This is a genomic window from Corallococcus caeni, assembly GCF_036245865.1.
GTDB classification, from domain to species: domain Bacteria; phylum Myxococcota; class Myxococcia; order Myxococcales; family Myxococcaceae; genus Corallococcus; species Corallococcus caeni.
Window position 1 is genome coordinate 109,501 of the sequence record NZ_BTTW01000001.1, and the last position, 22,399, is coordinate 131,899.

Consider the following 22,399-nt stretch of genomic DNA (forward strand, 5'->3'; position numbering starts at 1 on the left):
AACCCGTACCCGATGCCTCCCGCCGGCTACGCGTACGAAGACAATCCGTTCAAGCTGGAGAACCCCTCCGTCCTCGACATCGCTCCCTCGGAGCCGAAGTCGCTGGAGGACACGGGGCTGAAGATAGGGCTGCTGGCCGACCTGGGCCTCAAGTTCCTCTATTACGCCGGCACCGGCACGGGCGTGGCCATCGCGGAGAGCATGTGCCTGCCCTGGTCCGGCGTCGTCGAGCACGTGGTGGACTTCCTCGCCGCGGAGAAGCTGGTGGACCTGCGCGGCGGCAAGGGCTTTGGCCGCGCCTCCGTGGAGTTCGCCCTCACGGAGAAGGGCCGCGAGTACGCGCGTGACGCCCTCACCCGCTCCACCTACGTGGGCCCCGCCCCGGTCCCCATCGAGCAGTACAACGCCCTCATCAGCAGCCAGACGGAGGAGACGCCCGTCGTGGGCCAGGAGGACCTGGTCGCCGCCCTGGGCCACCTCACCGTCTCCGCGGAGCTGATGGACAAGCTGGGCCCGGCCGTGAACTCCGGCCGCTCCCTCTTCCTCTACGGCCCGCCGGGCAACGGCAAGACGAGCCTGGCGGAGGCCATCTCGCACATGTTCGGCGGCGAGGTGTTCGTCCCGCACTGCCTCGAAATCGACAACCAGATCATCAAGGTCTTCGACCGGATCATCCACACGCCCGTGTCGCTGGAGATCGGCCGCGACGCCAACGGCCGCCGGCAGACCTTCGAAATGGACAAGCGCTGGTCGCTCTGCCGCCGCCCCGCGGTGGTGGTGGGCGGCGAGCTGACGCTGGAGACGTTGGACCTCATCTACTCGGAGAGCACCCGCTTCTACGAGGCGCCGTTCCAGGTGAAGGCCAACGGCGGCATGCTCCTCATCGACGACTTCGGCCGCCAGAAGGTCCACCCCACGGACCTGCTCAACCGGTGGATCGTCCCCCTGGAGAAGCGGGTGGACTTCCTCACCCTGCACACCGGCAAGAAGTTCGAGATCCCGTTCGATCAGCTCCTGGTCTTCTCCACCAACCTGGACCCCAAGGAGCTGGTGGACGAGGCCTTCCTGCGGCGCATCAAGTACAAGATCGAAGTGGGCAACCCGGACGAGGAGTCCTACCGGGAGATCTTCCGCCGGGTGTGCGAGGCGGCGGGCATCCCCTACGTGGACCAGGCCATCACCTACCTGGTGGAGCACTACTACAAGCCGCGCAGCATGGAGATGCGCTCCTGCCACCCCCGGGACCTCGTGTCGCTCATCCGGGACGCCGCCCGATACCGGCAAATCCCGCCAGCCCTTTCAAAAGACCTGCTCGACCAGGCGTGCGAGGTGTTCCTGGTGAATCTCTAGTCGGGTTTTATTTGTTCCAACCGCGCGGAATTTCTAGACTCCACGTGCCGTTGTACCTCCCGGCGCAGCCTCTGAGAATCAGCGCCCGGGGCGGGCCGGAGCGAGAAGGAGCCGCAGTCCGTGAAGGAACGCTACCAGGACATCGACGAGAAGAACGAGCAGCTGCGCGAGTACCTTGAGATCTACAAGGGCAAGCCGCCAGCGCGTGAGTACCTCGACCGCTTCGAGATGTCGTGGATCTACCACGACGCAGCGCTCGAAGGCGTCGTGTACACGCACCAGGAGCTGATGGCCGCGCTCTTCCCGGAGCGCACGGCGGCCGAAGCCTCCATGATCCCGGTGGTGCTGGAGATCCGCAACCACAAGGCCGTGGCGGACTACATCCGCGAGGAGGCGGCGGGCGCGAAGAAGCAGTCCGCGCTCACGCTCACCACCATCAAGCGGATGCACGACCTCTTCCTGGGCAACACGCCGGAAGCCCTGGCCGAGCGCGCGCGCATGGAGCGCCGCGAGCGCACGGAGAAGGAGCTGGCCAAGGAGCGCGACCGCGCGGGGCTGCGCAAGGACATGCCCCTGCACCGCACCTACTTCCACGACATCACCCAGCCCGCGAAGATCCAGGCGCGGCTGGAGAAGCTCGTGGACCACACCGCCAGCGCGGAGTTCCGCGAGTTCCACCCCATCAAACAGGCGGCGGTGGTGCAGCACGAGTTCCTGCAGATCTTCCCCTTCACCGAGCACAGCGGGAAGGTGGGGCGCATGTGCAGCAACCTCATCCTGCTGCGCAACGGCTACATGCCCGCGGTCATCCACTCCATCGACCGGCAGCGCTACTACGAGTCCTTCCGCGCGCCCGTGGCCACGTTCCGCACGGTGCTGATGGACGCGATGGAGAACTCGCTCGACAACGGCGTGAAGTACTTCCGCGACCTGGGCCGCAAGTACAAGACCGTCGAGTAGCCGCGAAGAGAGAGACGAAGTCGAAGCCGTGCGCATCGGGGCTCATGAATCCATCGCTGGGGGCGTGAGCCAGGCCTTCCAGCGAGCCGAAGCGCACGGCGCCCGTGCCCTGCAGATCTTCACGAAGAACGCGCGGGGCTGGAGCGCCCCCGCGCTGACGGACGCGGAGGCTGAAGCCTTCCGCGCCGAGGCCCGCCGCACGGGCCTCCCCGTCATCGCCCACGGCAGCTACCTGGTGAACCTGGCCAGTGAAGTCCCGGAGGCGCGTGAGAAGTCGCTCGCGTGCGTCACCGAGGAGCTCACCCGCTGCGAGCGTCTGGGCATCCCGCTGCTCATCCTCCACCCCGGCTCCCACCCGGACGAGGCGCGCGGCCTCAAGCGCATCGCCGAAGCGCTGGACGAGGTGCACCACCGCTGCCCCGGCTTCCAGGCCCGCGTCTGCCTGGAGGTGACGGCCGGCCAGGGCAACGCGCTGGGCTGGCGCTTCGAGCACCTGGAGGAACTGCTCTCCCGCGTCGGGGACGAGGCGCGGCTGGCGGTGTGCCTGGACACGTGCCACCTGTTCGCGGCCGGCTATGACCTGCGGACGCCCGGGGGCTACGCGGCGGTGATGGACGAGTGCGACCGGCGGGTGGGCCTGGACCGCGTGCGCGCCTTCCACCTCAATGATTGCAAGAAAGACCTGGGTTGCCGGGTGGACCGCCACGAGGAACCGGGCAAGGGAGCAATCGGACTGACGGCCTTCCGCTGCCTCATGAAGGACGCGCGCTTCGTCGACACCATTGGGGTGCTGGAAACACCCTTTCCGGAACGTTACGGGGAGAACATCCGACTTCTCGAATCCCTGTGCCGGAGGAAGTAAAAGAAGAGTCCCCATGCCTTTGACCCCGTCCTTCCAAAGCCGTCGCTCCCAGCTTCCCGCCGGCGGCGAGCTCACGGAGCCTCCGCCAGCGCGGTTGGCGAAGCTGCCGGCCGCAGACAAGCTGGGCCGCCTGCTCCAGGTGGCCAAGGGCCACCGCCGGGCGCTCATCCTCACGCACGACAACCCGGACCCCGACTCCATGGCGGCGGCCGTGTCGCTCGCCCACCTGCTGGAGCGCAAGGCCGGCATCGAGGCCCAGGTGGGCTACGGCGGCATCATCGGACGCGCGGAGAACGTCGCCTTCGTGCGCGTGCTGCGGCTGCCGGTGTCGCACGTGTCGCAGATCGACTTCAGCCAGTACGACCTCTTCGGCCTGGTGGACACGCAACCGCCGGTGCGCAACCACTCGCTGCCGGCGCGCTACCGCGCGGACCTGGTGGTGGACCACCACCCGCTGCGCGAGGAGAGCCTGCTGGCCCCCTTCGCGGACGTGGGCGGCGACTTCGGCGCGACGTCCACGATGCTGGTGGAGTACCTGCGGGCCGCCCGGCTGGAGCCGTCCGTGGAGATCGCCACCGCGCTCTTCTACGGCATCAAGGCGGACACGCGGGACCTGGGCCGTGAGACGACCCAAACGGACGTGGACAGCTACCTGTGGCTGTTCCCCCGCTGTGACAAGCAGCTGCTGGGACAGATTGAACACCCGGAGCTGCCCGCGCGCTTCTTCCAGCTGTTCCACACGTCCATCGAGAAGGCGAAGGTCTACGGCACCGCCATCATCACCGACCTGGAGGAGGTCTACTCCCCGGACATGGTGGCGGAGGTCGCCGAGCGGATGATGTACCTCGAGGGGATGAAGTGGTCCCTGGCCTACGGCACGTTCCGCAACCAGCTCTTCCTGAGCCTGCGGGTGAAGGACCGGCGCATGAACGCGGGCCGCCTCATCCGCGAGCTGTGCGACGACCTGGGCGGCTCCTCCGGCGGCCACGGCAGCATGGCTGGCGCGCGGCTGCCCCTGTCCGGCAGCGCGAACAAGCGCAAGGCGCTCAAGCGCGAGGTGGTGTCGCGCTTCCTCGAAGCCTTCGGCGTCGCCGAGGAGCGGCCGAGGTCGCTGCTGTCCGCGCAGGACACGTGATCTACCTGGACTACAACGCCGCCGCGCCGGTGCGCGCGGAGGTGGCCGCGCTGCTCGCACGGGCCTTCACGGAAGGCGGCTTCGGCAACGCCTCCAGCGTGCATGGCGGAGGGCGCGAGGCCCGGGCCCGGCTGGACGCGGCGCGGACGAAGGTGGCGCGCGTGCTCGGCTGCGAGCCGAAGGAGATCACCTTCACCGCGTCGGGCAGCGAAGCGGATGCGCTCGCGCTGGTGGGCGCCTACGCGGCGCGGCCCGTGAAGGAGCGCCGCCGCGTGGTGTCCACCACGGTGGAGCACCCGGCGGCGCTGGGAGCCCTCACGCTGCTGGAGAGGGACGGCGCCCAGGTGGTGCGGCTGTCCCCCGCTTCCGACGGCCGCGTGCCCCTGGAGGCCGTGCTGGAGGCGCTCACGCCGGACACCGCGCTGTGTTCGTTGATGTGGGCCAACAACGAGACGGGCGTGCTGCAGCCGGTGGCGGAGGCCGCGCGCGCGTGCCGTCAGCGAGGCATCCTCTTCCACACGGACGCAGTGCAGGCCGCGGGCAAGGTGCCGCTGTCGCTGCGCGAAGTGGACGCGGATCTCCTCTCCCTCTCCGCGCACAAGTTCGGCGGTCCCCAGGGCGTGGGAGTGCTCGTGGTCCGCAAGGGAGTGGACGTGCGGGCGCTGACGCCGGGGCACCAGGAGGGAGGCCGGCGAGGAGGCACGCAGAACGTGCCCTACGCGGAGGCCCTGGCCCTGGCCCTGGAGCTGGCCACGGCGGAGCAGTCCAGCGCCGCCGCGAAGGTGGCGGCCCTCCGCGACGCCTTCGAACAACAGGTGCTCCAGCGGCTGCCCGGCGTGACGGTGAACGGAGCCCAGGCACCCCGGGTGCCCAACACCAGCAACCTGCGCTTCGACGGTGTGGAGGGTGAAGCGCTCCTGATGGCGCTGGACCTGGAGGACATCCGCGTGTCGTCGGGAGCGGCCTGCGCGTCCGGCACGCTGTCCCCGTCCCACGTGCTGCGCGCCATGGGCCTCTCGCCCGCGCAGGCGCGCGGAAGCCTGCGCTTCAGCCTGGGTCCTTCCACCACGAGCGCCGACGTGGAGCGCGTGGTGGAAGCGCTGTGCACGCACGTGCCCCTTGTGCGCGCGCTGGGCTGATCACCACTTCTGTTCGGGCAGATTCTTCTCGCGCACCTCCGGGTCGGGCTGTCCGTAGCCGGGCATCCCCTCCTTGGCCTCATCGGCCTTGGGCGGAAGTCGCTCGTCGCCGTGCCGCGTCTCGCGGGCGGGCTGCTCCTTCTCGGGCTGCTGCTGCTTTCGCTCGGTCGCCATGGATTCCTCCCGGTGCATGTTCGCGGGAGGAAAGGTCATCATCCGGGGCATGGGCCGCAGCGGGCTCCACCGTCCGGGAGCCCGCTCGCCAGGGCCCTGCCCGCCTGGCTACCCGTTGCCGTCGGAAGAGCCGTTGGGCGGCCCGCCCCGGTACACGGGCATCTCATCCGTGGTGCCGAACAGGCCGCGCACCACCGCCGCGATGGCCAGGGGCGTGCCCACGTTCTCGTCGAAGTGCGGCGACAGGGCCTTCGCGTACTCCTCCGCGGACAGGAAGCGGTCCTCGGGGTTCTCCGCGAACGCGCGCGCCAGCACCGCGTCCAGCGCCTTCGGGATGTCCGGCCTCACCGAGCTCAACAGCCGGTACTTGCGCGACAGGATGCCCGCGAAGACCTCTTCGGGCGTCGTGCCCACGAAGGGGCGGCCCAGCGTGAGCAGCTCATAGAGCACCACGCTCGCGGCCCACAGGTCCGCCTCCGGGGTGACGGCGCCCTGCAGCGACTCCGGGGACAGGTAGTACGGCTTGCCGAGCACCTCGCCGCCTTGGAGCTTCCCGTCCACCAGCACGCGCGACACGCCGAAGTCGCCCAGCTTGATCTCCCCCACCCGGGAGATGAACAGGTTGGACGGGGACACGTCGCAGTGGACGATGCCCAGCGGCTTGCCGTCCGGCCCGGTGGCGGTGTGCGCGTACGCGAGAGCCTCCAGCAGCACCTTCGCCAGGTACACCGCGAAGTCGACGGGGAGCGGAATCCCGCGCGCCTTGCACCGGCGCAGGATGTGGCCCAGGTCGCGCCCGTCCACCAGGTCCATCACCAGGAAGGACACGTCGTCCAGCATCCCGGCGTCCAGCACCTTCACGATGTTCGGGTGGTCCAACTGGCGCGACAGCTGCGCCTCGCGGCGGAAGAGGTCCACCGACGCCGGGTCGCGGGTGAGCGCGGGCAGCAGCCGCTTGAGCGCCACCGTCCAGCCCTCGTACGGACCGGAGCGCACGCGCGCGCGGTACACCTCGGCCATGCCGCCCTTGCCCAGCAACGACAGGATTTCGTAGTTGCCGAAGACGCGAACAGGCTTCGACACGGAGTTCGGCGCGTTCACGGGCTGGCGCTTCCAGCTCCTTGCGACTCACGGCCCTGGACCCGCTTGCGACCGCGGGCCTGCTTCAACTGCTGCTCGTACAGCGCCCCTTCCCTGGCGAACTGCTGGAGCTCGCGCTCCACCAGCGCGTTGCCCTCCGGAGGGGACCACCCTTCCGCCAGCGCGCGGCGCAGCGCTTCTTGCGCGACCCGCGACTCCTGGGCCGCGCGCTTCACGCAGGCCATCCAGAACCAGGCTTCCGCCCGTGCCGGGCCGGGGCCCACGCCGCGCGCCTGCTCCAGGTACTTGAGCGCCTCCTGCTGCTGGTGCCGCAGGAAGTGCGACACCCCCATGCCGGTCAGCGCCCAGGCGTTGTTCTTCTCCTTCTCCTGCGCCAGCACCAGTTGGAACTGCTGCGAGGCGGCGATGGGGTTCTGGGCCAACAGATGGGCCTGCCCCTGCCTCAGGGTCGCCGCCACGTCCACCGGCTCCAGCCGGCGCTGCGCCGCCACCTGCGCCGCGCCACCGGACGGCGGCGGCGAGGGGGCCTGCGCCTGACGCTGCTCGGTCGCCTGCGCCGTCACGGGCGTCAGGGCCGCGCCCTGGTCCGGGGGCCGCAGCACCAGCATGCCGCTCTTGGGCAGGGCCGGGGACTCGCAGCCGCCCTCCAGCTTCACCACGCCCGCAAGCGCGCGCTCCTCCACGTTGTAGACGAGCATCAGCGGGAAGCTCCGGGACGGGGTGCAGGTGTCGCCCGTCTGACAGAGCGTGATCTCCCCCAGGAAGACGTTGCCCTGGAAGTCGCCCGTCAACATCTGCTCGGCGACCGGGCGCTGGCAGGGTCCCCCGGCCGGCGCGGTGCCGACGAGATGGTCCCCGTCCGAGCGCAACTCGATGGGGCCGAACGCATCTCCCTGGTAGGTACTGTTCAGCTGCGGACCCGCCCAGGCGAATCCGGAGGCGAGGCAGGCTACCGCCGCGAGAGCCAATGTTGAGGTCGGGAGCGACATGTCGGGGACCCGGGCATCATAGAAGTCCACGGGGCGGCTTGTAAACGCGCGAGGACGGCTTGACCGCACGCTTCTCCATCCTTATCATTTTCCCAGAACGCCCTGGGATTTTCCCAGTGATTCTAAGGACTTGTAGCGAGATTTGAGCGGTAAAAGGTCTGTTCCCTGCGGGGTGCGTGATGCCCAGCAGAAATTCGAACCGATACGTCCATTCCGGGGTCCGTTTCGGTCGCCATGTGCAAGCCCTCCCCCTTCACCGGGGATGAGGGAAGCCTGCGGTGACATGATTTCGGTCCCCACCTGGCTTCTAAGGGTTCAATGGACGCTGGACACACGGCTCGGCGGGGGACTCTTTCTTTGGAGCGGCGGCGGTGAGCGAGACGGCGGCGGATACGGTGGCGGCGGCGGCGGAGAAGAAGGTCACGCTTCGTGAGGAACTGACGGCGCGCCGCAAGGCGATGACCAACGACCTCATCGACGAGCGGGGCCTCAAGGTCCAGTCTCGATTCCTGGCATCGCCCTACTATCAGAAGGCGCGGACGGTGGCGCTCTACGCCCCCATCCGGGGCGAGGTGCCCACCCGGGACATCCTCATCGCGGCGTTGCAGGACGAGAAGATCGTCTGCTACCCGCTGTCCCACGTGCATGGGCGCATCCTGGCCTTCCGGGCCATCAAGTCGGAGAGCGAGCTGGAGCCGGGACGCCTGGGCGTCCGCGAGCCCACGAACTCCTCGGACCTGATCGCCGTGGATCAGATCGACCTGTTCGTGGTGCCCGGCCTGGGCTTCAGCCCGGACGGCAAGCGGCTGGGGCGCGGCGGTGGCTACTACGACGCCACCCTCAAGGCGGCCAGCTCGCGCAGCCGCCGGGTGGGGCTGGCCTTCAACGACCAGATCGTCCAGGCGCTGCCCACGACGAGCGACGACGTGGACATGGACCAGATCGTCACGGAGAGCCAGACGCTGCGCGGGTTGTGCCGCAGCTTCGACTTCCTGGACACCTGAGTCGTCAGGCGGACGACCGGACCTTCACGGGTGGGGCGGACTGGAGAAGTCCCGCCCTGCCCGTTGTCTTTTTTGGGCTAGTGTCCGCGGCGCCATGAACCCGGACGCACTGCGCAAGGCGACCCCCGAAGAACAGTTCGAAGAAGTCACTCGCGGCACCGTGGATTTGCAGGTGCCGGAGGACCTGAAGAAGAAGCTCCAGCGCTCGTATGACAAGGGCAAGCCCCTGGTCATCAAGGCGGGCTTCGACCCCAGCCGTCCGGACCTGCACCTGGGCCACTCGCTGCTGCTGACGCGCATGCGGCGCTTCCAGGAGTTCGGCCACACGGTGGTGTTCCTCATCGGGGACTTCACCGCCCTCATCGGCGACCCCACCGGCAAGAACGTCACGCGTCCGCCCCTCACCCGCGACGAGGTGAAGGTCAACTCGGAGACGTACAAGCAGCAGGTCTTCAAGGTCCTGGACCCGGACAAGACGGTGGTGAAGTTCAACTCGGAGTGGCTCGACGCGCTGGGCACCGAGGGGATGATCCGCCTGGCGGCGCGCTACTCCGTGCAGCGCATGCTGGAGCGCGACGACTTCAAGAAGCGCTTCCGTGAGAACCGCTCCATCTCCATCCACGAGTTCCTCTACCCGCTGCTGCAGGGCTACGACTCCGTGGCGCTGAAGGCGGACGTGGAGCTGGGCGCGACGGATCAGCTCTTCAACCTGCTGGTGGGCCGACAGCTGATGAAGGAGGAGGGGCTGGAGCCGCAGGTCATCATGACGGGCCCCATCCTGGAGGGCCTGGACGCGAAGCTGGTGGACGGCGTCATCACCGGCGACAAGATGTCCAAGAGCCTGGACAACTACGTGGGCATCGACGAGCCGGCGGACAGCATCTTCGGCAAGTTGATGAGCATCACGGACGACCTGATGTGGCGGTACTACAAGCTCCTCTCCTCCATGCCGCTCAAGCAGGTGCTGGAGCTGGAGGAGAAGACGAAGTCTGGCGCCGCCCACCCCAAGGTCGCGAAGGTCGCCTTCGCGCAGGAGATGGCCGCGCGCTTCCAGGGTGAAGAGGCCGGGCGCAAGGCCGCCGAGGACTTCGATAAGCGCTTCGCCAAGAAGGAGCTGTCCGCGGAGGAGCTGCCGCTGGTGGAGGTGTCGCTCGCGGGCGCGGAGAAGCTGCTGGTGACGAAGGTGCTGCCGGAGACGAAGCTCGTGGCCTCCTCCACGGAGGCGCGCAAGCTGATGACCCAGGGTGGCGTCCGGGTGAACGGCGAGAAGGTCACCGACCCCAAGGCGGAGCTGGGGGCCGGCGAGTACACGGTGCAGGTGGGCAGGCTGAAGGCCGCGCGACTGAAGCTGGCCTGAGGCCGTTGAGCACCGCCCGCGCTGGGGTCACGGCGCGGGCGGCTCCTTCGGCAGCGCGCCTTCGTACAGCGCGGCCGAGCGCCCCATCATGAAGCCGTGGGGCAAGAGCTTCATCATCGTCGCGAGGAAGCGGTTGAGGACGCCGGGCACGGCGAGCTCGCGGCGGTGCTCGAAGGCGTCCACGGCGATGCGCGCGCAGGCCTCCGCGGACATGATGCCCATGTCGCCCGCCTTGAACTTCCGGTCCAGGCCGGACACCGACAGCATCTCCGTGGCGATGCCGCCCGGCGCGAAGACGGTGACGGACACGCCCGCCTTGCGCAGCTCGTAGGCCAGGCCGCGCCCGTAGCTGATGACGAACGACTTCGTCGCCGCGTAGGCCGTCTGGTACGGAAGCGGCGCGAAGCCCGCGGTGCTGGCGACGAGCATCAGCGCCCCTCCCCCGCCCTGCTTCGCGAAGTGCGCGCCGAAGAGCTGGGACATGCGCACCACGCTGGTGATGTTGGTGGCCAGCATCGCGTCGAAGGACTCGGGCTGCTGCTCCAGCGCATGTCCGAAGTAGGTGACGCCCGCGTTGAGGATGACGCCGTCGACGGTGCGGCCGGCCGTGGCGGTCTCGAAGACGCGCGTGGCCTCGCCGGGCCGGGAGAGGTCCGCGGACAGGGGCAGCACCTGCACGCCGTGCGCGGCCTCCAGCTCCGCCTTGAGGGCGATGAGCCGGTCCTCGCGCCGGGCGACAGCGATGATGTGGGCGCCGTGCTCCTTCGCGAGCAGGCGGGCCATCTCCAGCCCCAGGCCGGACGACGCGCCGGTAATGAGCACCCAGCGGCCTCGGAAATTCATCGGTTTCATGTCGGCCGCTCTTATTTCGCGGTGCGGCGCCGGGCGCAACCGGGGAACAGCGGGCCTCGGGCACCCCTGTTAGAGTCGCGTGCACCATGCGCCTCTCCGGGTCGCTCGCCTGCTTCTTCCTGGCCATCTCCATGGCCCCCACCGCCGCCCTCGCGGGCAGCGGCGTCTTCGTCACCGAGGAGTCCGTGGACGCGGTGGAGCAGCCCGAGTCCTCCAAGGTCGTCTTCGCCGTGCAGCCGGGCGTGTCCTATCCGCTCGTGAAGAAGGGCGGCCCCGACCGCGCGTGGTGCAAGCTCCAGGGACCGAAGGCCGAAGGCTGGGTGCTCTGTGATGGCACGCCCACGGACGCCGTGCAGAAGGCGCCCGGCACGGACGCGCTCGTGCGCGCGGACCATGAGAACACGCGCCAGCAGCAGGCGTCCCGGGGCGGTGGCGGAGCCCTCGCGGAGAGAGGGCCGGTGGGAAGCGGCGCTGGCGCGGGCGCGCCCACGACGGCCCCCGATGACGAAGAAGCTGGCGCGGTGTCGGTGGTGCGTGCCCCCGCGGGCCGCGCGGCGGCTCCGGGCGACGCAGCGGCGTGCGCGAGCACCTGTGAGCAGCCGCCCCTCTTCGCCAAGGCGCCTGCCCTGTCCGCGCTCGACCGCGAGGTGCTGGACCTGTGCCCCGCGCGCCCCGACGCGAGCGTGAGCGCCGGGGACGTGCAGCGCTTCTTCGCGAAGCACTACGACGACGCGCGGGTGCAGCGCGCGCTCTCCGCGGCGGGCCGGCCGGGCTCGCGGCAGGCGAACATCGAGTGGCTCACGGGCCTGTGGGTGAGCACCGGACCGCGCAACGCGTTCACGCACGTCTTCTGCGGAGATGACTGGCAGCGCGGCCCCATTGGCGGCCTCCACTTCCTGCCCCGCTACGCGCAGCTCGAGGCGGAGGGGAAGGTCTGCTACCAGGGCCCGGCCAAGGGTGAGGACGCGGTGCAGGGCGAGCAGTACCTCATCAGCTTCAAGGGCCTGGCGCCCTGGTCCTGCGGCGTGAAGCGGATGGGCGGCTTCTCCACGTCACAGGACGCGGTCTCCATCGCCGCCATCGGAACCCGTGCGTTCGCGCGCTGCTGTGCGCGCGGTGGGGCGAAGAAGGAAGGCGGCGTGTACTCGGCGCCGGACATCGGTGGCGGCAACTGGCGCATCTGGTGCGGCACCCGCAACGGCACCTACGGCATCGCCACGCTGCACCCCACCGAAGAGGCCGCCACCTGCGCGGAGTAGCGAACCCGCGCCCCTGAAGGACGCGGGCCCCCTGCCCCGCTGACGGCCTACGGCGCCCTGCCCACGGTGAGCACCGTGCCCGTGGAGTACGCGGTGAACTCCGGCGCGTACATGGACTGCACGGTCGCCGGGCCCACGCGGAAGCTGCCCGCGAGGTTCGCGCGCAGCCGGTACTTGAACGTGTACTCGCCCGCGGGCAGCGCCTCGAAGAAGAAGTTCGTCCCCGAGTCGCGCGTCTCCTCGTACCAGACGATGCCCAGGTCCCACTTGTGGCGGGACTGCGCGTTCTCCGGCTCCAGGCCCGCGGCGCGCGGGTCACGCAGGTGCACGTACTCCGCCGCGTGCTTCAGGCGCAGGGACAGCTGCACCTCCACCTCGTCGCCGGGCCGCAGCGTCGCGCCGTCCGCCAGCGGGCGCAGCAGCGTCTGGGTGCCTTCGCGGATGCGCACGAAGTAGCGGCGCGACACCTGGAAGAAGTCCCCGCGCTCCTCCTTCGGCAGCTCCTCCGTGGAGAAGTGCCACGTCGCGGAGGCGAAGGCGAAGCCCTTCGTCGTCTTCTCCACCACCGTGGTCGCCGTGTCCGGCTTCACCTCCGGCCCGGTGAGCACCACCTGGTTCTTCTTCCCCGTGTACACGTCGGGCGAGAAGCTCATGGGGACCACCTTCGGGCCCACCGTCACCTTCAGCTCCTCGCGCACGGCCAGCGCCCCTTCCGCCTCCAGGTAGTTCACCAGCGCGTAGAGCGCCTCCGCCGTGGCGCGCGTGGACTTCCAGTGGCCCAGCTTCTTGTCCAGGAGCAGCCACTGCACCAGGCCCGCGCGGCGCGCGTCCTTCGGGCGCAGCTCCGACAGCGTGCGCAGCGCGAAGGCATGGGACTCCGTGGTGTCGTTGTACCAGAGCCAGCTGCGGTCCTCCGCGGCCCAGAAGGTGCCCTGGTCCTCCGTCGTCTTCGCGGAGTCCATCACGCTGTCCCAGACCTTCTGCGCGTCCTTCGTGCGCTTCGCCCGGTTCAGCGTGAGCGCCAGGTACCCCTTGAGGTACGGCGAGTGCTCCTTCCAGTGCTTGAAGGAGAAGTCGAGCATGCGCTGCCGCTCGGCCGCCGTGAGCGACTCGCCCGTGTAGCGCGCGTCCGGATACGCCGACGCGACGAAGTTGAGGAACGTGAGGAACTCCCAGCCCAGGTCCTTCTTCATCAGGCGGTTCGCGTAGTCGCTCCGGAAGTGCGTGGTGAGGTAGCCCCACGCAGGCTCCGTCATGGCGGGCGACACCTCCACGCCGTGCTCCATGGCGCGCGACAGGCCGTGCAGGATGTAGAGCGTCATGTACGGCGACGACGGGCCGCCCGGCCACCAGGGGAAGCCACCGTCCGCGTTCTGTGACTTGCGCAGCTTCTCCTGGGACGACAGGCGCTGGGCCCGGGCCACCTTCGGATCCAGCACGCGCAGGAGCGCGTCGTCGGTGCCGGTCCCGCCCTTCGCCTCGTTGAGCCAGGGCGTCTCCTCCAGCGACATCTTCCGGTTCGGGTCCACGCCGTCGAAGGTCTCGAAGCGCGTGCTCCGCTGGCTCAGGTCCCTGGCCACCTTCGCCACCGACGGATACTTGTCGAAGAGGCTGGAGACGATGCCCGTGGACACGAAGCGGTTGAGCGTCTGCTCCGTGCACTCATAGGGGTAGTCCACCAGGTACGGCAGCGCCTGGAGCACGGAGTAGAACAGCTGCGCGTCCACCGTGACGACGAGCTGCTCGTTCACCCGCGTGGGGTCATCCGAGCGCTTCAGGTCGTCGAACGTCAGCGTCTTGCGGTCCTGGTCGCGCAGCGTCACGAAGCGCGACTGGGACAGGTGCATGCGGCCGGGCAGCACCGGCAGGGGCCTCAGCTCCCCGTCGCTGAACACCCCCGCCTTCGCGACCACGCGGAAGGCCACCGGCCCCACGCGCGCGGGCGTGGTGATGGGGAAGCGCAGGTGCGTGCCCTTCCCCGCGGCCACCGTGAAGGCCTGCGTGGCCGTCTTCACGCCGAAGTCGGCGGCCAGGCTCTTCTGCGTGTCCGGGTCCACGATGTCGAGCGTGAGCTGCCCCTGCTGCGTCTGCGCCCCCGCGTTGTTCACCACGACCTCCAGCTCCGCGCGGTCCCCCTCGCGCAGGAAGCGCGGCAGGTAGGGGCGCACCATCAGCTCCTTCACGCTGCGGGTGGAGCGCTGCGTGGAGCCACCGCGCAGGTCGCGCGTGAGCGCGTGCACCCAGACGTCCCACGCCGTCACCGAGTCCGGCACCGTGAACTCCAGCACCGCGGCCCCGTCCGGTCCGGTGAGCAGCTGCGGAATCCAGAACGCCGTCTCCGCGAAGTTGGAGCGCAGCGGCTCCTCCGGCGCTCCCGGTTCCGGGGCGCCGGGGGTGCCCTTGATGATCTGGATGATCTCGCGCCGCTTCTGCTCCAGCACCCGGCCGCCCGGCGGCGCGGCTTTCGCGGCGGACGGCGCGGGTGCGGGCGGCGGAGGCGGCGGCGGTGCTGCGTCGGCCGACTCCCGCTGGACGGCCCCGGGCTTCGCGGCCGTGGCGCGCATGCGGCGCACCCCTCCGTAGTAGTTGCGGTAGCCCGGCCCGCCCAGCCCGTAGCCGTCCCCGAACTTCAGCGTGTCGTCGGAAGGCTCCGGCGCGGAGGGCCGGTCCCGGTCCAGTTCGTCGAAGAGCCAGTCCGCGCCGGAGACGCCACCGGACGCGCGGAAGTCCACGTAGAGGGTCTGCTGCGGATACAGCTGCGCCACCTGGGGCGGCGTGTGCGGCCCGAAGGCGTTCAGGGACTGATCGTACATGTACGCGAGCAGCTCCGCGGCCCCCGCCTCCAGCTTCGCGCCCTTCGGCCCCTTCACCGTGACTCGGAAGGTCTCCTTCGCGCCGGGCCTCAGCGTGTCGCGGAACGTGGCGAACTCCAGGCTGAGCTCCTTGTCGTCGAAGGGCACGGACACCGTCTGCTGGAAGTTCAGCGCCTGCCAGTCGCGCACCATGGAGAGCACCACCGTGAAGCCGCCGCGCAGGGCCTCCGTCACCGGGAGCTCCACCACCGCGCGCCCCTGCCCCGCCGTCAGCAGGCGGTGCTCCACGCGCTGGCGCCCCTGGTACACGTCCATCACCAGCGGCTGGCCCTCGAAGCCGGAGGCCACCATCAACCGCGCCATCTCGCCCACGCGCACGGAGGCACGCTCCGCCGCCAGCACCGCCGGCAGCCCCGCCGGAGCCCGAACCCCCGCCACCACGAAGTCCCGCTGCGCGGTGGCCTTCTGGCCGAACGCATCCGTCGTCTCGTAGCGCAGGCGGTACGCCCCCGCGCGCAGCGCCGGCAGCTTCACGGCGGCGACCCCGTCCGCGCCATGCGTCACCGCCGCCTGCGCCACCTCCGCGCCGTCGTCCCAGCGTCGCAGCGTCTGCTCCACGTCGTAGACCGCGTCCCAGCGCGGCTTGAGCGCGTCACCCGGCGTGGGGGACACCTCCTTGGGCTCCCGCGCGTCCGCGTCCAGGGGCCGGGGCGTTTCGACCGGCACCTCCGACGGCATCAGCGGGCGGGCCGGAGCCTTCAAGGCGACGAGCCGCCAGCGGCCCGGTCCGGCCTGCGGCGCGCCATCCAGGTTCGCGCGGACGAGCCGCACCTCCGACGGGAAGTCCTCGCGGACGAACCCCACGTCGGACTCCACCCGGCCCTCCACGGACACGAAGCCCAGACGGAAGGCACGGCTCGCGGAGCGCGTCTCCCCGCCCTCGTCCGTCAGGTCCGCCTCCACGCGGTAGCGCCACGACATGCCCTCCGCCTTCGCGAGCCGCTCATCCGCTTCCGGGGTGAACGCCACGGTGAAGCCACCGTCCTCGCCCACCGTGGCCGTGCCGGAGGCCACCAGCTCCGTGGTGGCCGGGACGCGCTCCCAGAACCACCAGCGGGGCAGCACCGGCTCGCGCGACACGCGCCACTTCACCGCGCCGCGCGTCACCGGCAGGCCGAAGTAGTAGCGCGCCTCGCCCTGGAAGCTGGCACGCCGGTTGAGCCGCAGCGCCTCCGGCGCGTCCTTCAGCGTGACCTCGAAGGTGGGCCGCTTGTACTCCTCCACGCGCACGCCCGCGTAGCCGTTGGGGCTGGTGCGCACGGTCCACTGGCCCAGCGGCCGCCCCAAGGGGAGGTCGAACTCTCCCGCCACCGACCCGAACGTGTTGGTGCGCGCCTCGCGCTTCGCCACCTCCTGGCCGTTGGGGTCGACGAGCGATACCGTCACCGGCGAATCCGGCAGGACGCGGTAGCGCTTCGACAGCTCCTCCGGGCGGTAGGCCACCACCTTCCACAGCAGCTTCTGCTGGGGACGGTAGACGGCGCGGTCCGTGTAGATGAGCGTCTGGTCCTGCGGAGACGACTCGTAGAGGGGTGACAGGTACACCGAGCCCGGGAACACCATCGCGCCCTTGCCCCTGCCCACCACCAGCAGCATGTCCTCGTAGCGGTCGGCGTCCTTGCCCACCAGCAAGAGGTCGCCATTCGCGTCGGTGCGGCGGCTGACGACGCTGAAGCGGCGCGTGACGTAGTCCGGCTTCACCAGCCGCACCTCCACGTTCGGTGCGCCCGCCCCCGTGGCCCCGTCCACGACGTGGAGCTCCGCCTGGTGGGGGTCCGCCTTGCGCACCGTCATCGCCCAGGGCGACACGGACATCGACAGGGAGAGCAGCTTGCTGTCCTTCTTCGCGAAGTCCTCGCGCGTGGACATCACGATGACGTACGCGCCCGGCTTGAGCGCCGGCGTGGTCACGAACGTCTGGTGCCGCTGGAAGTCGGGCGTGGGCGGCAGGGCCGTGCTCCACGCGGCGTCCGGCTTGCGCCCCGCCACCAGCCGGAGCACCTCCGCCTCGGAGGCGTACAGCGACATGTCCGGGTCGGGCTTCGCGAGCCGGGCCTCCACGTCCATGGCGTACGCCCGCAGGTACAGCGGGCCCACGTTGCGGTGGCCCACCAGGATGGAGCGCTTGCCCGGCCCGTCCACCTGCATCCCGGTGGCGTACAGCTCTGGCGCCTCCAGGCTCGCCACCAGCGCCGCGCACTGCGCGCCGCCCACCGACTTCGGCCACGCCTCCGCGCCCGCCTTCGCCAGCGCGTGCGCGGTGATGGCACGGCCCGCACGCGCCTCCATCGTCGCCAGCTGGTGCTGCCCCTTGGACCACCAGGGCACGTCCCGGAAGCCCTTCAGGTGCGCGGCCAGGTGCTCCCGGATGCGCCGCTGATCCGCGGCGTCGCTGAACGACGTCGCCAGCACCTCGTAGCGCCGCAGCCTCGCCTCCAGCGCCGCCTCACGCCGGCCCGCCGCCAGGTGCCACGCCTCCAGGTCCCCCAGCACCGCCGCGACCTTCAGGAGCGGGTGCGCGGACGGGTCCTTCAGCTCCACCTTCGGCGTGCCTTCCAGCAGCGCGCCCAGGTCCAGCCGGTACACGCCCTGCTCCTGCTCCGGACGCCACAGCTCCGTGTCCTCCAGCGACGCCACCCACAGGTACGTCACCGCGTCGCGGACCGAGGAGCGGATGCCCTCCGGGTACGTGTTGGGCTGGATGTACTCGGACAGCACCTTCACCGGCTCGGTGCCGAACTTCTGGCGCAGCTCCCAGACCGCGGCGTAGGAGCGCTGGATCTCCGCCGCCAGCTGATCCTTCGTCCACGCCTTCAGGTCCACCGGCCCGGAGGACACCACCTGCTCGCGCTGGCCAATCTCGTAGCGGTACGCCTGCACGTAGTTGGCGATCACCGCCGCGGATAAGAGGTGGAGCGTGGCCTGCTGCCGCAGCCCCTCCGGCCAGGGCTGCTCCTTCAGGAAGCGCACCGTCGTCTCGTAGCCGTGCAGCCGCGTGCGCAGCTGCACCGTGCGGATCAGCGCGCGCGTCCACTCGTCCGCGTCCCCCTGGGCCTTCGCCGCGGCAAGCCGGGCCTCGGCCCCCTGCGCGGCGGACTCCACCTTGTCGTCCTCGACGAGCGCGTCGATGGCCTTCCACGTCGGGGGCGCCTTCGCGGGGGCCGCCACGGACACGGAGGACAACGCGAGGGACAGCAGGCACAACACGACGGCTGCGGTACGCGGGCGCAAAGGAGCAGACATAGGGGCGGCACTCTAGACGCCGCCCGCGCCCGTGGCGTTCCCTTCGGTGTTTCAGGAAGCAGCGGGCGCAGGTCCCCGGCGCCGCAGCCCCACGACGTAGACCTCCATGCTGGCGCCGCGCGTGGCCTCCGGCCGGACGATCTTCACTTCCTCGAAGTGCTGGCGCACCTCGTCACGGAAGGCCTCGAAGTCGCCGCCCATGAAGACCTTGGCCACGAACGTGCCCCCGGGCTTGCCGCGAGCGGCGGCCACCTCCAGCGCCTTGCCCGCGAGCCGCAGGCTGCGCGCCTCGTCCGTGCCCTTGATGCCGGACGTCTTGGGCGCCATGTCGGAGATGACCGCGTCGTAGGGCCCGTCGTACATCGCGGCCAGCTTCGCGTCGAAGTCGTCCGCGAGCACGTCCAGCACCGCCGTCGTCACCCACTTCTGGGAGAACGGCCGGATGGCCACGATGTCCACGCCGACGACGCGCCCGTGCATGCCCACCGCGTCCGCGAGAATCTGGAGGAAGCCGCCCGGCGCGGCGCCCAGATCCAGCACCGCCGCGCCCTTCTTCACGGACGTAGGAAAGCGCTTGAGGATCTCGTCGACCTTGAAGGCCGAACGCGCCCGCAGTCCCTCTTGCTTGGCTTTCTGGAAATAGTGGTCTTTAGGACGGTAGGGCTTGCCCATGTCAGAAGCCGTCCCTAGCATCCGCTACTGTCTTCGGAAAGCCGGAGCAGTCGCGGCCTGTTCATTGGCCGCGCCATCGGATATCCGGAGGGTTGGTGGCATGGGCACCCGGAGCGTGACAGCGGCCTTGTGCATCTCCCTGTTCTTCGCGGGTGGGGCTGCGTTCTGCTACGCGCGCGCGGAGGCCCTCCAGGCGGAAGGGCGCTGGCTGATGGCCCGGGGCAGCGCCCAGGCCTCCGACTTCGCCCAGAAGCTGGACGGCTCCTCCGTGGACGCCCAGCTCAAGACGTTCAAGGAACGCCGCGGCGTGATGGAGCAGGCCCACCGCTGGCAGCGCGGCATGCTGCTGGGCATCATGGCCGCCGTCCTGTCCGCCCTGTCCGCCTACGTCCTCTTCCTCCTCAAGCGGCTGGACGACCAGCTCCTGGACGCCACCGGCGAGCTGCGCCGGCCCCAGGAAGCCACCTCCCTGCCCGCCCCGGCGTTCGCGCCCAGCGTCCAGCGATAGCCCGCCAGGACTCTGGCAGGATGCGCCCCGTTGTTGTCTAACGGGGAGGACCGCCATGCCCGGCTGCGCGCACTGCGGACGCACGCTCGACATCATCGCCAACCAGGTCGGCCGGCGCGACACGTGCCCCGGCTGTGAGGAGGACCTGCGCTCGTGCCGCAACTGCCGGCACTTCGACGAGTCCGTGGCCAAGGCCTGCAAGGAGCCCTTCGCGGAAGCGCCCCGCGACAAGGACGAGGCCAACTTCTGCGAGTTCTTCCAGCTGGGCGAAGGCGGCCTGCACCAGAAGGACTCCCGCGACGCGCTGCTCAGCGCCGCGGAGGCCCTCTTCGGCAGGAAGTAGCTAGAAGCCGTACAGCTTGGAGATGATCTCCTTCATCACCTCGGAGGTGCCGCCGCCGATGGTGATGAGCCGCACGTCGCGCCACATGCGCGCGATGGGCGTCTCCTCGATGTAGCCCATGCCGCCGAAGAACTGCTGGCAGTCGTAGGCCACGCGCTGGGCCAGGTCGCCTGCGAACAGCTTCGCCATGGAGATCTCCTTCACCGGGTTCTCCTTCCGGTCGTAGAGGTCCACCGCGTAGTAGTTGAGCCGCCGCGCCGCCTCCACCGCCGTCAGGTGCTCCACGAACTTGTGGCGCCACACCTGGAACTTGATGAGGGGCCGGCCGAACGCCTCGCGCTCGTTGCCGTACTGGAGCGCGTCCTCCAGCATCCGGTCCATGCCTCCCACCGTGGTGATGGCGCCCACCAGGCGCTCACCCTGGAAGTTGGTCATGATGTGGTAGAAGCCCTGGTTCTCCTCGCCCAGCACGTAGCGCGCGGGGATGCGGCAGTCCTCGAAGTAGAGGATGGCCGTGTCCGAGGACAGGTTGCCCACCTTGTCCAGCTTCTTGGAGACGCCGAACCCCTTTACGTCCGTGGGGAACGTCACCAGCGAGATGCCGCCGTAGCCCTCCTCGCCCGTGCGCACCGCCAGCGTGATGAAGTCCGCGCGCGTGCCGTTGGTGATCCACATCTTGGAGCCGTTGATGACGTAGTCGTCCCCGTCGCGGCGCGCCGTCGTCTTGATGCTCGCCACGTCGGAGCCGCAGCCCGGCTCGCTCACGCCCAGCGCCGCGATGCGCTCGCCCTTGAGCGCGGGCTCCAGGAACTCGCGCTTCTGCTCGTCGGTGCCGATTTCATTGATGATGGGCGTGGCCATCTGGCTCTGCACCAGGAGCGCCATGTTCACGCCCGCGTTGCGGCTGCGCGACAGCTCCTCCGCGAACGCCGTCACGTACCAGTAGTCCAGGCCGCTGCCGCCGTACTTCGGGTCGTGGTTGATGCCCAGGAAGCCCAGCTCGCCGCACTTCTTGAACAGCTCGCGGGGGAAGATGCCCGCCCGGTCCCAGTCCAGACCATGGGGCGCCATCTCCTTCTCCACGAAGGCGCGCACCGTCCTGCGAAACGCCTCGTGCTCCTCGGTGAACGGGTTGAGCATCGCGAGTCCTCGGGGGTTGTCCCGCTGTGGGTTGATTCGCGAGTCAATAGCAGGCGCCCACCGTCAGCCACAAGCGACGCACCCCGTCCCTGCCGCCCGCGCCGCCCGCCTCCCTGGTGACGCAGCGCACCGGTGACGGTGTTGTGAAGAAGTCTTGAGCCCTGGGGGGCAGGCAGCCAAGCCCGCAGGATGACTGGGGAGTGGATAGTCCGCACTCCGGAGTATCCTCTTGACAGATAATCGAGTGTCGGTAATTTCTAGCCCACAAAGAATTAGCCGGAGCAGGTGCCAGGGCGGGTGTCCCGCCGGCGACCCGGCAGGAGTTCGGACGCGTGAATCAGCGAATCTTGGCTGCCGTGGTGGCCGTGGCGGTGTCGACGGCGGGGTGCTCGAAGGCGGGCGCGGAGAAGGCGCAGCTTCCGACTCAGCAGGAAGGCTCCAACGCACTGGGCGTGAAGGCGATCACGCCGGCCACGGAGCTGGAGCAGAACGTGACGCGCGTCACCGGCCAGGTCCGCTCCAAGCAGGAGGCCGTCCTGGGTCCCCAGGCGACGGGCACGCTGGCGAAGGTGAACGTCCGGGTGGGCGACAAGGTGAAGAAGGGCGACGTGCTGGCGCAGCTGGACACGTCCAACGTGAGCATCGCGGTGGATCAGGCGAAGGCGGCCAAGGAGATGGCGGAGGCCGCGCTCCAGCTGGCCACCAGCAACCTGGAGCGCACGCGCAAGGTGGCCGAGTCCGGCGGTGTCGCGGCCAGCGCGCTGGAGCAGGCGGAGATCGGCCAGAAGCAGGCCGCGGCCCAGGCGGCCCAGGCCGGCGCGGCCTACCGGCTGGCGGTGGAGAACCTGCGGGACCACTCCATCGTGGCGCCCTTCAACGGCATCATCACCGCGCGCAACAAGAACGTGGGTGACTCGGTGGCGATGACGCCCTCCACCCCGGTGTTCTCCATCGTGGACGCGGACGGGCTGGAGATCCGGATGATGGTGCCGGAGTCCGTCATCGACAACGTGACGCCGGGCACCGTGACGCCGGGCACCGTGAACCCCAGCGGCATGCGCTTCGAGGCGAAGGTGGCCAACGTGGGCGCCGTCATCGACGCGCAGAGCCGCACCGTGGAGGTGCTGGCGGACGTGACGGGCAAGACGGAGCACCCGCTGCGCCCCGGCGCGCTGGTGGAGATGGACTTCTCCAAGGCCGCGGGCGACACGGGCAACGGCCTGTTCCTGCCGGCCCAGGCCGTCAGCAGCAAGGGCCAGGAGGGCTACGTGTGGGTGGTGCAGGACGGCACCGTGCGCAAGCGCGACGTGCGCGTGCAGCGCGTGCTGCCGGGCTACGTGAAGGTGCTGCAGGGCCTGACGGCGGAGGAGCGCGTGCTCGCCGACGCCTCGTTGGACGTCAAGGAGGGAACCGCGGTGCGCGTGGCGCAGTAGCGGTT

Annotated in this window: 18 protein-coding genes and 1 other RNA gene; 12 read left to right on the plus strand and 7 right to left on the minus strand. The window is 69.8% G+C overall.

Annotated features, from left to right (window positions below; all coding sequences use genetic code 11):
* Positions 1-12: 12 nt before the first annotated feature.
* The 5 genes from AABA78_RS00460 to AABA78_RS00480 all read left to right on the plus strand — a co-directional run bounded on the left by AABA78_RS00460 (position 13) and on the right by AABA78_RS00480 (position 5,446).
* Complete coding sequence (locus AABA78_RS00460) at positions 13-1,350, plus strand: DUF8689 domain-containing protein (RefSeq protein ID WP_338261091.1); 1,338 nt, start codon at positions 13-15, stop codon at positions 1,348-1,350.
* 120 nt (positions 1,351-1,470) lie between these two features.
* Complete coding sequence (locus AABA78_RS00465; protein WP_171413429.1) at positions 1,471-2,310, plus strand: Fic family protein; 840 nt, start codon at positions 1,471-1,473, stop codon at positions 2,308-2,310.
* A 28-nt stretch (positions 2,311-2,338) separates the two neighbouring features.
* On the plus strand, positions 2,339-3,172 hold the full coding sequence (locus AABA78_RS00470; protein WP_338261094.1) for a deoxyribonuclease IV: 834 nt from the start codon (positions 2,339-2,341) through the stop codon (positions 3,170-3,172).
* Positions 3,173-3,185: 13 nt separating this feature from the next.
* On the plus strand, positions 3,186-4,307 hold the full coding sequence (locus AABA78_RS00475; RefSeq protein ID WP_171413431.1) for a DHH family phosphoesterase: 1,122 nt from the start codon (positions 3,186-3,188) through the stop codon (positions 4,305-4,307).
* The gene (locus AABA78_RS00480) at positions 4,304-5,446 is read left to right on the plus strand and encodes a cysteine desulfurase family protein (protein ID WP_338261095.1); all 1,143 of its coding nucleotides are present in this window, start codon (positions 4,304-4,306) and stop codon (positions 5,444-5,446) included. The genes AABA78_RS00475 and AABA78_RS00480 overlap by 4 nt, the downstream gene beginning before the upstream one ends.
* Here AABA78_RS00480 and AABA78_RS00485 read toward each other — a convergent pair whose 3' ends face one another.
* The 3 genes from AABA78_RS00485 to AABA78_RS00495 all read right to left on the minus strand — a co-directional run bounded on the left by AABA78_RS00485 (position 5,447) and on the right by AABA78_RS00495 (position 7,710).
* Positions 5,447-5,620, minus strand: a complete 174-nt coding sequence (locus AABA78_RS00485; protein WP_171413433.1) for a hypothetical protein — start codon at positions 5,618-5,620, stop codon at positions 5,447-5,449.
* Between the two features lie 108 nt (positions 5,621-5,728).
* Complete coding sequence (locus AABA78_RS00490) at positions 5,729-6,721, minus strand: serine/threonine-protein kinase (RefSeq protein WP_338261096.1); 993 nt, start codon at positions 6,719-6,721, stop codon at positions 5,729-5,731.
* Complete coding sequence (locus AABA78_RS00495; RefSeq protein ID WP_338261098.1) at positions 6,718-7,710, minus strand: tetratricopeptide repeat protein; 993 nt, start codon at positions 7,708-7,710, stop codon at positions 6,718-6,720. The genes AABA78_RS00490 and AABA78_RS00495 overlap by 4 nt, the downstream gene beginning before the upstream one ends.
* Before the next feature lie 159 nt (positions 7,711-7,869).
* On the opposite strand from AABA78_RS00495, the gene ssrS reads away from it, so the two are divergent.
* The 3 genes from ssrS to tyrS all read left to right on the plus strand — a co-directional run bounded on the left by ssrS (position 7,870) and on the right by tyrS (position 10,071).
* A non-coding RNA gene (ssrS, locus tag AABA78_RS00500) (6S RNA) lies at positions 7,870-8,062 on the plus strand.
* 19 nt (positions 8,063-8,081) lie between these two features.
* Complete coding sequence (locus AABA78_RS00505) at positions 8,082-8,714, plus strand: 5-formyltetrahydrofolate cyclo-ligase (protein ID WP_120526503.1); 633 nt, start codon at positions 8,082-8,084, stop codon at positions 8,712-8,714.
* A 94-nt stretch (positions 8,715-8,808) separates the two neighbouring features.
* Entirely contained in the window at positions 8,809-10,071 is a 1,263-nt protein-coding gene (gene tyrS / locus AABA78_RS00510) for a tyrosine--tRNA ligase (RefSeq protein ID WP_338261099.1), read from the plus strand.
* A gap of 27 nt (positions 10,072-10,098) precedes the next feature.
* Here tyrS and AABA78_RS00515 read toward each other — a convergent pair whose 3' ends face one another.
* Positions 10,099-10,923, minus strand: a complete 825-nt coding sequence (locus AABA78_RS00515) for an SDR family NAD(P)-dependent oxidoreductase (RefSeq protein WP_338261101.1) — start codon at positions 10,921-10,923, stop codon at positions 10,099-10,101.
* Between the two features lie 86 nt (positions 10,924-11,009).
* On the opposite strand from AABA78_RS00515, the gene AABA78_RS00520 reads away from it, so the two are divergent.
* Positions 11,010-12,182, plus strand: a complete 1,173-nt coding sequence (locus AABA78_RS00520; protein ID WP_338261103.1) for a hypothetical protein — start codon at positions 11,010-11,012, stop codon at positions 12,180-12,182.
* A 47-nt stretch (positions 12,183-12,229) separates the two neighbouring features.
* Here AABA78_RS00520 and AABA78_RS00525 read toward each other — a convergent pair whose 3' ends face one another.
* Both AABA78_RS00525 and AABA78_RS00530 read right to left on the minus strand, forming a co-directional pair.
* Positions 12,230-18,298: an alpha-2-macroglobulin family protein gene (locus AABA78_RS00525; RefSeq protein ID WP_338261105.1), complete on the minus strand. Its 6,069-nt coding sequence runs from the start codon at positions 18,296-18,298 to the stop codon at positions 12,230-12,232.
* Between the two features lie 51 nt (positions 18,299-18,349).
* Entirely contained in the window at positions 18,350-18,991 is a 642-nt protein-coding gene (locus AABA78_RS00530; protein ID WP_338261107.1) for an SAM-dependent methyltransferase, read from the minus strand.
* Positions 18,992-19,070: 79 nt separating this feature from the next.
* Here AABA78_RS00530 and AABA78_RS00535 point away from each other — a divergent pair, with 79 nt between their 5' ends.
* Both AABA78_RS00535 and AABA78_RS00540 read left to right on the plus strand, forming a co-directional pair.
* Positions 19,071-19,478, plus strand: a complete 408-nt coding sequence (locus AABA78_RS00535; protein ID WP_338261108.1) for a hypothetical protein — start codon at positions 19,071-19,073, stop codon at positions 19,476-19,478.
* A gap of 55 nt (positions 19,479-19,533) precedes the next feature.
* Positions 19,534-19,821: a hypothetical protein gene (locus tag AABA78_RS00540; protein ID WP_338261109.1), complete on the plus strand. Its 288-nt coding sequence runs from the start codon at positions 19,534-19,536 to the stop codon at positions 19,819-19,821.
* On the opposite strand, the gene AABA78_RS00545 is transcribed toward AABA78_RS00540, so the two are convergent.
* A complete protein-coding gene (locus AABA78_RS00545) occupies positions 19,822-20,961 on the minus strand; it encodes an acyl-CoA dehydrogenase family protein (RefSeq protein ID WP_171413443.1) in 1,140 nt (379 codons plus the stop codon). It abuts the gene before it with no gap.
* A gap of 332 nt (positions 20,962-21,293) precedes the next feature.
* Between AABA78_RS00545 and AABA78_RS00550 the strand changes: the two genes are divergently transcribed.
* Entirely contained in the window at positions 21,294-22,394 is a 1,101-nt protein-coding gene (locus AABA78_RS00550; RefSeq protein ID WP_338261110.1) for an efflux RND transporter periplasmic adaptor subunit, read from the plus strand.
* The last annotated feature ends 5 nt before the right edge of the window (positions 22,395-22,399 follow it).

Bases quoted from the DNA above. Each gene is read 5' to 3' on its own strand.
- AABA78_RS00475 (WP_171413431.1), top strand. From the start codon at position 3,186: ATGCCTTTGACCCCGTCCTTCCAAAGCCGTCGCTCCCAGCTTCCCGCC.
- AABA78_RS00540 (WP_338261109.1), top strand. From the start codon at position 19,534: ATGCCCGGCTGCGCGCACTGCGGACGCACGCTCGACATCATCGCCAAC.
- AABA78_RS00460 (WP_338261091.1), top strand. From the start codon at position 13: ATGCCTCCCGCCGGCTACGCGTACGAAGACAATCCGTTCAAGCTGGAG.
- tyrS (WP_338261099.1), top strand. From the start codon at position 8,809: ATGAACCCGGACGCACTGCGCAAGGCGACCCCCGAAGAACAGTTCGAA.
- AABA78_RS00525 (WP_338261105.1), bottom strand. From the start codon at position 18,298: ATGTCTGCTCCTTTGCGCCCGCGTACCGCAGCCGTCGTGTTGTGCCTG.
- AABA78_RS00535 (WP_338261108.1), top strand. From the start codon at position 19,071: ATGGGCACCCGGAGCGTGACAGCGGCCTTGTGCATCTCCCTGTTCTTC.
- AABA78_RS00530 (WP_338261107.1), bottom strand. From the start codon at position 18,991: ATGCTAGGGACGGCTTCTGACATGGGCAAGCCCTACCGTCCTAAAGAC.
- AABA78_RS00545 (WP_171413443.1), bottom strand. From the start codon at position 20,961: ATGCTCAACCCGTTCACCGAGGAGCACGAGGCGTTTCGCAGGACGGTG.
- AABA78_RS00495 (WP_338261098.1), bottom strand. From the start codon at position 7,710: ATGTCGCTCCCGACCTCAACATTGGCTCTCGCGGCGGTAGCCTGCCTC.
- AABA78_RS00520 (WP_338261103.1), top strand. From the start codon at position 11,010: ATGCGCCTCTCCGGGTCGCTCGCCTGCTTCTTCCTGGCCATCTCCATG.
- AABA78_RS00515 (WP_338261101.1), bottom strand. From the start codon at position 10,923: ATGAAACCGATGAATTTCCGAGGCCGCTGGGTGCTCATTACCGGCGCG.
- AABA78_RS00485 (WP_171413433.1), bottom strand. From the start codon at position 5,620: ATGGCGACCGAGCGAAAGCAGCAGCAGCCCGAGAAGGAGCAGCCCGCC.